Below are 12,680 nucleotides of genomic sequence, written 5' to 3'. Positions count from 1 at the left end.
ACACGTTGACGAGCAGCGTAAAGGCTTATTTTAGAGAGGTCATCATAAAGTAATACCTTTTGACTGAACTTTATACTCAAAAAAATGATAATAAAAAACTTACATGCGCGCAACCTATCTATCACGTACCCGCTTCATTGTTAATGTAAGCTCATTTTAATACGGTAATGCTAATGCGCTAATGCATATAACATTCAAATCATCATTGTAATGAAATAATAGATATGTGATGCGCTCTACTGCTTACCTACTAATTTTTCAAATAACTATTTTAAGGATGACATGATGAATATCGCTAATCTCAAGCTATTAACTATCGCTGGTATTACGGCCACTTCTTTAGTTTGCCTACCTGCTATGGCAAAAGATAACAATGGCAATGGTAACGGTAATGCCAAAGGCAAATCTACTTATAGTAGTAAAGGTTATAAACAAAACGGTAATGCCCAGCCTAATATTAACGCTTATCGTAATGCGAGCCCAAACGCTTCGTTCAAGCGTGATCTTGATAAGTACGGTTATAGAGTAGTCGGCAAGATTGATAGAAGAGATTATGATCGTTCTGTCATTTTAGATCGTTATGATGATCGCTACGTTCGTATCCGTACGCCAGATAATAATATTGTGACCGTAATCAATGACACGTTGCAGATCATCGATATTTTAAGTAGATAAGATTTCAAGTAGATAGTATCTTACATAGATAACAACAATCTCTAGTCTTTTTAAGTAAGCCACAAAAAAACGGTCTAAATAGACCGTTTTTTTTGTTCTTTAATGATTACTTACATCATTAGTGAAGCCAACATTTTTATGCGAGGACATCACCAATGACACAGTTATCAGGTAGCGTAACGACCGTTAGCTGGGTTTTTGGATTACCAGTTGATAGCACCATGCCTTCTGATATGCCAAATTTCATTTTACGCGGGGCAAGGTTGGTCACGCAAATGACTTTCTTACCCGTCAATTGCTCAGGCTCATAAAACTTGCGAATACCACTGAATACGTTACGTGGCTTGTCTTCACCGACGTCTAGCGTGAACTGTAGTAACTTGTCTGCGCCTTCTACATGACTGCACTCTAAGACGTGTGCTACTTTCATCTCGACTTTGGCGAAGTCTTCGATGCCAATGTAGTCCGTTTGCTCAGCATCAGCATCTGTTGCAGATGCTTTATCTTTTGCGGCAGACTTGCTACTTTCAGTTGCGGCAGGTGCGTCGGCTTGAGTTAACGATGCTTTGGAGTCTTCTACCATGGCTTCGATATCTTTTTCTTCGATACGCTGCATCAATGGTTTGAACTTATTGATTTTATGACCTAATAACCATTCATTACGACTGGCAAAGCTTAAATCATCAATGTTCAAAAACTCTTTAGCATTATTAGTCAGCTCAGGCAATACTGGCGCCAGATAGACCATCAATTGACGGAAGATATTAATAGCAACCGAGCACACATCTTGAACTTCTTGTTCAGTACCTTCCTGCTTCGCTAGCGACCATGGTTTTTTGGCATCGATATATTCGTTAGCTTTGTCCGCACATTGCATGATGAGACGCATTGCACGTGAGAATTCACGATTCTCGTAAGCAGCGGCAATTTCATCGCCTGTTTTGGTGATGTCTTCTAATAGCGCTGACTCGACGCAAACCTCTGACAGCATACCATCGTATTTTTTAACCAAGAACCCGGCGCTACGACTGGCGATATTGACGACTTTACCCACCAAGTCAGAGTTGACCTTTTGCATAAAGTCTTCTAGATCTAAGTTGATATCTTCAACTTTGTCAGACAGTTTGCTGGCGAAATAATAACGCAGATATTCAGGATGTAAGTGCTCAGCATAAGTTTCGGCCTTAATAAAAGTACCGCGTGACTTACTCATTTTTTCGCCATTGACCATCAAGAAGCCATGGGCAAAGACACCAGTTGGTGTACGCAATTCGCTACCCGCTAGCATCGCTGGCCAAAACAGAGCATGGAAGTAAACGATGTCTTTACCAATGAAGTGATAGACTTCGGTTTTGTGCTCGTTTTCTTGTGCCCAGTAACGGTCAAAATCAAGCGCTTGGTCCGTGCCTGCGCGCTTGTCACACAAGTTCTTGAAGCTTGCCATGTAGCCAACTGGCGCATCTAGCCATACATAAAAGTATTTGTCTGGCTCATCGCTTGGCGTATCTGGAATTTGAAAACCAAAATAGGGCGCATCACGTGAGATGTCCCAGCTGGCAAGTCCGGCATCAAACCATTCTTGGAGTTTGTTAGCGACTGAGGTTTGCAGGCGATTGTCACTGCGTGTCCAGTCCTGCAAGAACTGCTCAAATTCTGGCAAATCAAAGAAGTAGTGCTTGGAGGTTTTGAGGACAGGCGTTGCATCAGACAAGGTTGAGTAGGGATCTTTTAGCTCAGTAGCATCATAAGTCGTACCGCAGACTTCGCAGTTATCGCCATACTGATCTGGTGAGTCGCACTCAGGACAAATACCTTTGACAAAGCGATCCGCTAGAAACAATTGCTTTTCAGGATCAAACAGCTGCTCGACATCTTTGGTACTGATATGACCTGCGTCATTGAGGCGACGATAAATCAGCTCAGAGAATTCTTTGTTTTCGTCTGAGTGGGTGGTGTGATAGTTGTCAAAATCGATTAGAAACTTTGAAAAATCTGCTTCATGTGAGGCTTTTACTGAGGCAATTTGCGCCTCGGCCGTTACGCCATTGGCTTCTGCCTTTAGCATGATTGCCGTACCGTGTGCATCATCCGCGCAGACATAGGTAACCTGATGGCCTTGCGCTTTCATCGCACGCACCCAAATGTCAGTCTGAATATATTCTACAAGATGCCCCAAATGGATATAGCCATTGGCGTAGGGCAGCGCACTGGTTACTAGAATCTCACGCACTTTTGTCACCTATACTTTTATATAAACGGATTGGTTATCGAACATCTCAAGCGACTCATCACTCATCGATGCGATGTTATTCATACTAAAAACTTCTAAAAATAATAAAAATTAAAAAAGTGTGCCTATGATACCGTAATTCAGATAATTTTGTGATATTCCTTAGTAATTACTTCTCATTTACCAGCTATTTACGAGTTGTAGACAGTCGATTTTCACTGTGTTTATAGACGGTGTGCTGCCACAAAAAACCCACCAAGCATTGAGCTAAGTGGGTTTTATTTGTGATGCGATGCGCTTGAACACTAGGAGCACATATCAACTTGCAACTAGACTGTCCTAGAATAAACCAAACTTAGAATGAACCAAACATTGTACCTAGCGTGATCACAGCCACCACAGCGACCAATGGAATGACCATGGTGACCATTGCCAAGTTTAGATAAGACTGCTTGTGGGTGAGACCACAGATAGCCAATAGCGTAATGACAGCACCACTGTGCGGCAGTGTATCAAGACCACCCGCCGCCATGACGGCGACACGGTGCATAAGTTCAGGGTCGATACCGGCATTGACTGCCATTCTGAGATAGTCTTCGCCCAAGGTAGACAGCGCAATGCTCAAGCCACCAGATGATGACCCTGTGATACCAGCGAGCGTGGTCATCGCCACCGCTTCTGAGATCAGAGGGTTATCAGGGTTTAAGTTCAGAATGCTATCACGGATAAGAAGAAAGCCTGCTAGTGACGCGATAACTGCCCCATAACCGACTTCTGATGCGGTGTTAAAAATAGGTAGCATAGAATCATAAGTACCGCGGTTAATGGTTTTTTGTAGGTTATTCCAATGCCCGATACGAAGTAGGATTAATACCACACAAGCCACAACCAACGAGATGATAATTGACCATAGCCCCAGCGATCCTGCGACATTCAAGTCTGGAAACTGAGTTTGCAGACTGCCAAAATCTATCGTTGGAAAGATCACATAGGTCAATAAAGCGTTCAAGCCAATAACCAATACGAGCGGAATCATAGCAACAGTAAATGAGGTTTGATGAGTGTTTAATACTTCAGCTTCTTTCTCAGCGGCACCTATACCGCCTACATCCTCTTCATCATGCTGACCATAACCTTCGCCTGCTGCATTGGCTTTTTTGGCGCGCGTTTGTAGCCACATCCACCCACCGATGAACATGATCGTACCACCAATAATACCTAAAATAGGGGCAGCAAAGACGTTGGTATTGTAGTAAGGGATAGGAATAGCATTCTGAATCGCTGGTGTGCCTGGCAGTGCAGTCATCGTAAAGGTAAATGACCCTAGAGCGATGGCTGCTGGAATCAAACGCTTAGGAATGTCTGCGGCCTTGAACAGGTCTTTTGCAATGGGATAAATAGCAAAAGCCACAACGAATAGCGATACACCGCCATAAGTTAAAATCGCACAGACCAAAATCACAGCGAGTATGGCTTTACTTGCACCGAGCTTTTCGACAACCGTATTGGCAATGGCGGTTGCTGCACCAGAGTCTGCCATCAAACGCCCAAACAGTGCGCCCAGCAGAAATATAGGGAAGAATTTGAGTAAGAATCCACTGAGTGCGCCCATAAAGATGTCGGTATAGGCGGGGATGGTACTTAAGAAATCACCTGATAGTAAGACTGCTAGTGTCGCCATAATCGGTGCGAGGATAAGCACTGAATAACCGCGATATGCAAAAAACATGAGTAATAATAGGGTAATGACAATAGCAAGCGTACTAAACATGACTGGCCCTCCTTGGCAAAATTGGCAAAAAAATAAGGCAGCGAGTATGCCGTGCTTATCGATATAGGTCAATAAAATTAATCAAAATAAGCCTATTTCGTCTGTTTTATCAAACATAAATCCAGATTATCATCTAATTAATAACAGCTATTTTGTCGATCTATACAGCGCATTGCATTGACTCGCGTGCTTTTGGTGTTATTTTCTAGTCGCTACGAAAATAATATGTTAAGTTAGCACAACTGTTTCATGCATGATATAGCGATATAGAATGTATTATTATAAAAAATACGATAATATATAATGTTTGCTACTTATCAGATGCAGAGCGCAGTAAGTGAGCTTGAGTCTGATAGTTACGCAAAGTAAGCGTTAAAAATAAGCAGTAGTCATCCTCAGAACCAAACATCAAATTTACAAGGAATGTGAATATGTTTAGTGCCATTACCAATATGAGCGTGCAGTTAGTCAATCGCTACCTGCCATCTCCATTTGTCTTCTCTATTGTGTTGACACTCATTGCCTTTGCTGTTGGTCTTGCGATTACTGGTCAAGACATGATCGCGATGGCAGGACATTGGGGCAATGGGCTTTGGTCATTACATAGTTTTGCGATGCAAATGGCACTTATTCTAGTGACAGGTTATGCATTTGCCAGTGCGCCATTTATTCAGCGTTTACTGGATAATCTAGCCAGCAAAGTCCATTCTCCTACGACTGCTATTATGGTATCGACCTTGGTAGGGTTGGTAGGTTCATGGATAAACTGGGGGTTTGGTCTAATCATTGGTGCTATCTTTGCCAAAGCACTGGCAAAAAAAGTCGCCAACGTTGACTATCCTTTGCTCGTCGCTGCTGCCTACTCAGGATTTGTGATTTGGCATGGGGGTTTTTCAGGGTCGATACCTCTAACGCTTAGCTCTGGCGGCGATACATTGCTGACATTGTCAGGCAATACTATGACGGAGGCAGTACCATTATCGGAGACTGTTTTTGCTGGCTATAACTTGCTGATCGTGGGTCTGCTTATCGTTATTCTGCCAATTCTAAACCGCTTTATGCATCCAAAGAATCCTACGGTTATTGATCCTAAGCTCATCAAGGAAGAAGTGTATGTCGCGCCGCAAAGAGACACGCCTGCGCAAAAGCTAGATGATAGCCGTATTATCGCGGTGGTATTGCTAGCCTTGGCATTGATGTATTACATTAGCGAGTTTGGTACCAATGGTTTTAATCTAGGATTAAACATTGTCATCGGTCTATTCTTGTTCATAGGTCTGCTGTCGCATGGGACACTAGAGCGGTATTATCGTGCCGTCAATTCAGGGATAGGTGGTATCACCGGTATTGTGTTATTGTTCCCGTTTTATGGCGGTATCATGGGCATTATGACTGGCGCAAACGCTGATGGCATCTCTATTAGTACCCAAGTGACCCAGTTTTTTGTTAATTCTGCCTCTGCAGACAGTTTTCCGATTTTTGCATTTTTGAGTGCTGGATTGGTCAACGTCTTTGTACCATCGGGTGGTGGGCAGTTTGCGGTACAGGGACCTGTCATGATACCTGCCGGTATTGAGCTGGGTGTGAGTCCAGCCGTTACAGCAATGGCAGTAGCATGGGGTGATGCATGGACCAATATGATTCAACCTTTTTGGGCCTTACCGTTACTGGGTATTGCAGGTCTGGATGCGCGAGCCATTATGGGCTATTGCCTGATCGTACTTGCCGTATCTGGAGCCATTATTATGGGTGTGTTTTGGCTAGTGGTATAGCCACTCCACTATAAAAGTAATACGGCGTTAACCTCGCTTATACTATTTTTAAATGGAATCGACTGTATAACGTTATAACGCTCAAAAGAAAAACAAGCATGATCCATTTTGGCTGTTGGTTTGTGCCAAAAGCATCATTCAAATGGATAATTGAAACACTTAATTCAGCATTAGTTTGCGCAAGAATTAAAAATATAAACGACAATTATAGGAGACTAGCATGAGTCAATCAAAAGTATATAGCAGTGCTGAAGAGGCGCTAAAAGATGTCGTCAGTGACGGACAAACGCTTGCTATCGGCGGTTTTGGTCTTTGCGGTATTCCAGAGGCATTAATCGAAGCATTACGTGATAGCAAAGTTAAAGAACTGACCTGTATCAGTAATAACGCTGGTGTCGATGACTTCGGTCTTGGTCTGCTGCTACAAACGCGTCAAATCAAAAAAATGATCTCATCATATGTGGGTGAAAACAAAGAGTTTGAGCGTCAGTACTTAGCAGGCGAGTTAGAAGTTGAGCTAACGCCGCAAGGCACATTGGCTGAAAAGCTGCGTTCAGGTGGTGCTGGCATTCCTGCTTTTTATACTGCAACTGGCGTAGGCACACTAGTTGCTGAAGGCAAAGAGACGCGCGATTTTGATGGTCGCACTTACGTGCTCGAGCATACCTTACGCGCTGATGTTGCACTTATAAAAGCGCAAAAAGCTGATAAAGCGGGTAATTTGATATTTAACAAAACCGCTCGTAACTTCAACCCAGACTGTGCGATGGCTGGCAAAGTCACCATCGTCGAAGTAGAAGAAATCGTCGAAACAGGTACATTTGATCCAGATGAAGTGCATCTGCCAGGTATTTTCGTTCAGCGTATTGTGCTGAATGCTAATCCTGAAAAACGTATCGAAAAAACCACGACTAAAGCGGTAGAAGGTGCGTAGATAGAAAAACGATCGAAGCTTAATCGTATATAACATTGATAGTCAGTTTTAAATGAATCATAGTTCATACAGCTTATCGATTAAATAACTGGCTGTCTAAATAATAACAATCGAATATTGCAAAAATAAGGAAATCGACATGGCATGGACAAGAGAACAAATGGCGCAGCGCGCTTCACAAGAGCTACAAGATGGCTACTATGTGAACTTGGGAATTGGTCTACCAACGTTAGTTGCCAACTATATCCCTGAAGGCGTTGATGTGTGGCTACAGTCAGAGAATGGCTTATTAGGTATTGGTGAGTTCCCTACAGAACAAAACGTCGATGCGGACTTGATTAACGCCGGTAAGCAAACGGTCACCGCAGAAGCAGGTGCCAGTTATTTTAGTAGTTCAGAGTCTTTTTCAATGATTCGTGGTGGTCATGTCAATTTGGCTATATTGGGCGCTATGGAAGTCTCAGAAAAAGGCGATCTTGCCAACTGGATGATCCCCAAAAAAATGGTCAAAGGTATGGGCGGGGCGATGGATTTGGTCGCAGGCGTACAGCGTGTCATCGTATTGATGGAGCAAGTCAACAAGCACGGTGACCCTAAAATTTTAGCCAACTGTGAACTACCATTAACCGGTAAAGGCGTGGTTGATCGCATCATTACTGAGCTTGCCGTATTAGATGTCACGGATAGCGGGCTGAAGCTGGTAGAGTTGGCAGACGGTGTGAGCTTTGAGGAATTACAAGAAAAAACGCCAGTAAACATTATCCAGTAAGCATTGCACGGTAAGCTCTTTATAGCAATGCAACTGTTTTAAATAAATGAGCTTTACTACTAAATAAATACGCCACTATGATTATAGTGGCGTATTTATTCAGCTCTGTTTTTATAGTATTCAAATAATATGTTAGACCATGATAAGGAATATATATGGCGACCCAATTACAACAAGATTTGACAGGTAAAGTAGCGTTAGTCACAGGCTCTGCAAGTGGTATCGGCCGTGATATCGCTGAGACTTATGCTCAGGCAGGTGCAGCTGTTGGTATTGCCGATATCAATCTTGAAGCAGCACAAAAAACCGTTGATGCTATCGAAGCTACTGGTGGCCGCGCGCTTGCGATTGCTATGGATGTGACGTCAGAGCAGGCAGTAAACGACGGTGTACAAAAGCTGGTCGATGCTTTTGGTGGTATTGATATCTTGGTCTCTAATGCTGGTATTCAGATTATTGATCCTATCGATAAAATGGCATTTAGCGATTGGAAAAAAATGCTCGATATTCATTTAGATGGCGCATTTTTGACCACCAAAGCCGCAATTCAGCATATGTATAAAGCTGATAAAGGGGGCACCGTCATTTATATGGGCTCTGCTCATTCGCATGAGGCTTCATTATATAAAGCCCCTTACGTGACTGCCAAACACGGACTGCTGGGTCTGTGCCGCGTTTTGGCTAAAGAAGGCGCCACGCACAAAGTACGCTCGCATGTGATTTGCCCAGGGTTCGTTAAAACACCTTTGGTCGAAAAACAAATTCCAGAGCAGGCTGCCGAAAAGGGCATCAGTGAAGAGTCGGTCATCAACGATATCATGCTGGTGAATACCGTCGATAAAGAGTTCACGACAGTCGAAGATATTGCTCAGCTGGCGCTGTTTTTAGCGGCTTTCCCAACCAATGTATTTACAGGGCAGTCTATCGTTGCCAGCCATGGCTGGTTTATGAACTAGGATTGATATCGAGTTGTAGCAATATGACTCTTGTATACCACAGCGTCAGACCTACTGGCGTTGTGGTTTTTTTATGCGTCCAATTCAGCTACACTGTCACGGTAAAAGGTTTGGTGAAATGCTCATCGACGCTATCGCATCAACAGATGCGCTAAGATATAAGATAAGCCGTTCACTAAGCCCACCCACTTTTATAGGCAACAATAATAGCTATGTTTAATTTTATGAAGAAAAAACCCACAAAAACTGAAACGCCTGAGCAGCAGGCAGAGCGTGATAGCGCCGTTGACAAAGTCCTACTAGGATATGAGATAGGCACCGTCAGTATCGCAACGATGGTTACAGGGCTTGAGCGTGATGGCGAAGCACTCACCTTAGACTTGCGTCTACCGCAAGACAGCAACCCTGAAGCTATTCAGCAGGAGCTTGGACAACTGTTACATCCGCACGGTATTACTACGATTCATATGAATGTGCGTCTACCCGCGCCAGAAAAAGGGGCAGGCTCAAGCTTGCCAAAGCAAATGCCGAAGACAACGAACGCGATGGAATCACAGTCCAAGCCGACGTCTAATGCTAATAGTAATGCTAACAATGCTGAGCCGCCGATCACTAAGGCTGCACCTACCCAAGCCTCATTGGCCGCGCACCCTCGTATTCGCCATATTATCGTTGTGGCATCAGGTAAGGGCGGCGTTGGTAAATCAACGACAACGGTCAATATCGCACTAGCACTACAAAAGCTCGGCAATCGCGTGGGTGTGCTCGATGCGGATATTTATGGCCCTAGTATGCCAACGATGCTGGGCGTCGCTGATGTAAAGCCGCAGCTAGAGAACGAGCAATTTGTGCCAGTCGATGCGCATGGCATGGCTATGCTTTCTATTGGCAGTCTGCTCGATGGAGACAGCACGCCTGTTGCATGGCGTGGACCAAAAGCCACAGGCGCACTGATGCAGCTGTATAATCAAACCAACTGGCCACAGCTAGATTACTTGGTGATTGACATGCCACCAGGTACAGGCGATATACAGCTGACATTGGCACAGCGTATCCCAGTCACGGGAGCAGTGATTGTGACAACACCGCAGCATGTTGCATTACTAGATGCACAAAAAGGTGTGGAGATGTTTAACAAAACCAACATACCTGTGCTAGGAGTGGTTGAGAACATGGCACTACATACCTGTAGTAATTGCAATCATACCGAAGCGATCTTTGGTATTGGCGGCGGTGAGTTTATCGCTGAGCAGTACCATGTGCCATTATTGGGTCAATTACCGCTTGCCAGTGGTATCCGTGCACAAGTAGATAAAGGCGAGCCAAGCGTATTGGCTAATGATGAGTTTGCGACTTATTATTTGAACATCGCCAAAAACATCGAAACCAATATCAATAAATTTGCAAAACCTGTCGATGATAAGCGAATTTTCTAGTAGGTAATAATAAGATAGGGTGTTGGTTACTTAGTCAGTTTAAAACCAATATAGGATAAAGCAGCCATCACGCTATAAATCTAGCTGTCAATTCCGTATAATCGTCGCTATTAAATATTTGCTAAGGAACAACAATGTCTATCAAGTCTGACCGCTGGATTCGTAAAATGGCCGAAGAGCACGGCATGATTGAACCGTACGAGCCAGGTCAAGTGCGCTTTAATGATGCAGGCGAGCGTTTGGTTAGCTACGGCACCTCAAGCTACGGTTATGATGTGCGCTGTGCTCCTGAGTTCAAAGTTTTTACCAACGTGCATTCAGTGGTCGTTGATCCTAAAAACTTCGATGATAAAAGCTTTATCGATATCGTTGGTGACGAGTGTATCATTCCACCAAACTCATTTGCGTTAGCGCGCACGATGGAATATTTCCGTATTCCGCGTGATGTACTGACTATCTGCCTTGGTAAATCAACGTATGCACGCTGCGGTATTATCGTCAATGTAACGCCGCTTGAGCCTGAATGGGAAGGACATGTAACGCTAGAATTTAGTAATACGACCAACCTTCCAGCCCGCATTTATGCCGGTGAAGGGGTGGCGCAGATGCTGTTCTTCCAAAGCGATGCTGATGACGTCTGCGAAACCAGCTATAAAGACCGTGGCGGTAAATACCAAGGTCAGCGTGGCGTGACACTGCCAAGAACCTAGACAGTCAGCTTCTATTCATCATATTAAGAGCCTAAGCCTTTAAATAGGTAACAAAAAAGCCAGTCATATTAATTATGGCTGGCTTTTTTTATGTCAAAAAGAATAGATATGGTGTTCCAACTACTTCAATACTTTTAGACCTGCTTTATTATCACGCTTTGGTTTTGGTGCTTTTGTAGGGCTTTGGCTGGCTTTTGGCATTGAGTCATCTTCTGGTACATAGTCATCATACTCTTTAGGATCAAAAAACATTCCCTGTGAGTTTTCTTTGGCGTATATACCCATTACTGCAGTGAGTGGTACCCAAATCTCTTGCGAAACGCCGCCAAAACGGGCGCTAAAGTGTATGTAATCATTTTCCATACTCATATTACCTGTCGCACGACTGGCAATGTTGAGTACGATGCGACCGTCCTGTACATGCTCTGTGGGTATCTGAACATTATCGGCAGTGGCATCTACCATCAAATAAGGCGTCAAAGCGTTGTCTTCTATCCATTGATACAATGCGCGTACCATATAAGGACGGGTCGGTGTGATAGAGGTGGTTTCGCTCATCTAATGATTTCCTATACTAATGATTTTTAAGAATTGAAAAATATGTTTTTTCGTCATGTATCAAATGACAAATGCTATTTAACACTTTTCTGAAAGCTACTACGTTCAAAGACTCTCGTTTGGTACTCGAACAATGGACGGCTGATCGCACGCGGCAACTCGATACCCATCTCATCCAATCGCCATAACAACGGTGCCAACAGTACATCACACCAGCCAAACTCATCAGCCATAAAATAAGGCTTATGAGCAAACAAAGGCGATAAAGTAATCAAAGAATCGCTCAGTTGCTTTTTGGCAGCACCAGCTTGCGCTTTATTAAAGCTATCTGGATGTGTCAATAAGCGCTTGCCAAGTACTAGCCAATCACGTTGAATGCGCCAAGCCAGCTGACGAAACTGTGCACGCTCTTGCGGCGTGTCAGGGAGCAGTTTATTAGTATGATAACGCTCTTCAAGATATTCAAAGATCACGTTGGTTTCATAAAGAGCGATCTCACGCTGCTGTAATACAGGCAAGGTATGATAAGGGTTAAGCTCAGTCAAATCTTCAGGGCGCTCAGAATGCAGACGAGACAAGTAATAAGCGAGCTTTTTTTCTTCAAGTAACAGGCGTACCACATGACTGTCGTAGCCGTCATCAGCATACAGAATTAGCTGACTACTTGGAATGTCATTCGCATCAATCATGAAAGCCTAATGTTAAGAGTGAAGGCTGTCATCGTAAACAAACTCGCTCTGTTTATCAAGGTAGTGTACGTAAACATTGCCCCTGAGAGGCTTGTTTTTCAGCTTATCTGGCATTTGGACTTAATACCAAAGCATAAAAAAGCACTACCGAAGTAGTGCCTTTTTCATTTCTAAGAAATA

At 43.6% G+C, this 12,680-nt stretch carries 11 protein-coding genes; 7 read left to right on the top strand and 4 right to left on the bottom strand.

Features of this window, described 5'->3' with window-relative positions; genetic code table 11:
• Nucleotides 1–285: 285 nt before the first annotated feature.
• On the top strand, nucleotides 286–675 hold the full coding sequence (locus tag AC5JP1_RS05585; RefSeq protein WP_493843469.1) for a hypothetical protein: 390 nt from the start codon (nucleotides 286–288) through the stop codon (nucleotides 673–675).
• A 136-nt stretch (nucleotides 676–811) separates the two neighbouring features.
• Here AC5JP1_RS05585 and metG read toward each other — a convergent pair whose 3' ends face one another.
• On the bottom strand, nucleotides 812–2,914 hold the full coding sequence (metG, locus tag AC5JP1_RS05580) for a methionine--tRNA ligase (RefSeq protein ID WP_493843468.1): 2,103 nt from the start codon (nucleotides 2,912–2,914) through the stop codon (nucleotides 812–814).
• Between the two features lie 346 nt (nucleotides 2,915–3,260).
• Nucleotides 3,261–4,676 (bottom strand): GntP family permease, encoded by a 1,416-nt coding sequence (locus AC5JP1_RS05575; protein ID WP_493843467.1) that lies wholly within the window; start codon nucleotides 4,674–4,676, stop codon nucleotides 3,261–3,263.
• 431 nt (nucleotides 4,677–5,107) lie between these two features.
• On the opposite strand from AC5JP1_RS05575, the gene AC5JP1_RS05570 reads away from it, so the two are divergent.
• The 6 genes from AC5JP1_RS05570 to dcd all read left to right on the top strand — a co-directional run bounded on the left by AC5JP1_RS05570 (nucleotide 5,108) and on the right by dcd (nucleotide 11,253).
• Entirely contained in the window at nucleotides 5,108–6,448 is a 1,341-nt protein-coding gene (locus AC5JP1_RS05570) for a short-chain fatty acid transporter (RefSeq protein ID WP_493843466.1), read from the top strand.
• A 220-nt stretch (nucleotides 6,449–6,668) separates the two neighbouring features.
• The gene (locus AC5JP1_RS05565) at nucleotides 6,669–7,382 is read left to right on the top strand and encodes a CoA transferase subunit A (RefSeq protein WP_319050161.1); all 714 of its coding nucleotides are present in this window, start codon (nucleotides 6,669–6,671) and stop codon (nucleotides 7,380–7,382) included.
• Nucleotides 7,383–7,521: 139 nt separating this feature from the next.
• Nucleotides 7,522–8,151, top strand: coding sequence for a 3-oxoacid CoA-transferase subunit B (locus AC5JP1_RS05560; protein ID WP_493843465.1), 630 nt, complete (start codon nucleotides 7,522–7,524; stop codon nucleotides 8,149–8,151).
• Nucleotides 8,152–8,306: 155 nt separating this feature from the next.
• Nucleotides 8,307–9,107 carry a 3-hydroxybutyrate dehydrogenase gene (locus AC5JP1_RS05555; protein WP_493843464.1) on the top strand — a complete coding sequence of 267 codons (801 nt, stop codon included), beginning with the start codon at nucleotides 8,307–8,309 and terminating at the stop codon, nucleotides 9,105–9,107.
• A 212-nt stretch (nucleotides 9,108–9,319) separates the two neighbouring features.
• The gene (gene apbC / locus AC5JP1_RS05550; protein ID WP_493843463.1) at nucleotides 9,320–10,543 is read left to right on the top strand and encodes an iron-sulfur cluster carrier protein ApbC; all 1,224 of its coding nucleotides are present in this window, start codon (nucleotides 9,320–9,322) and stop codon (nucleotides 10,541–10,543) included.
• Nucleotides 10,544–10,677: 134 nt separating this feature from the next.
• A complete protein-coding gene (gene dcd / locus AC5JP1_RS05545; RefSeq protein WP_058024138.1) occupies nucleotides 10,678–11,253 on the top strand; it encodes a dCTP deaminase in 576 nt (191 codons plus the stop codon).
• A 120-nt stretch (nucleotides 11,254–11,373) separates the two neighbouring features.
• On the opposite strand, the gene AC5JP1_RS05540 is transcribed toward dcd, so the two are convergent.
• A complete protein-coding gene (locus AC5JP1_RS05540) occupies nucleotides 11,374–11,811 on the bottom strand; it encodes a ClpXP protease specificity-enhancing factor (protein ID WP_493843462.1) in 438 nt (145 codons plus the stop codon).
• A 74-nt stretch (nucleotides 11,812–11,885) separates the two neighbouring features.
• Nucleotides 11,886–12,500: a glutathione S-transferase N-terminal domain-containing protein gene (locus AC5JP1_RS05535; RefSeq protein ID WP_319050165.1), complete on the bottom strand. Its 615-nt coding sequence runs from the start codon at nucleotides 12,498–12,500 to the stop codon at nucleotides 11,886–11,888.
• Between the last annotated feature and the right edge of the window lie 180 nt (nucleotides 12,501–12,680).

The organism is Psychrobacter sp. H29 (assembly GCF_059073055.1).
Note: the sequence above shows the minus strand (reverse complement) of the source record. Positions and strands in the feature narration are given on the sequence as shown.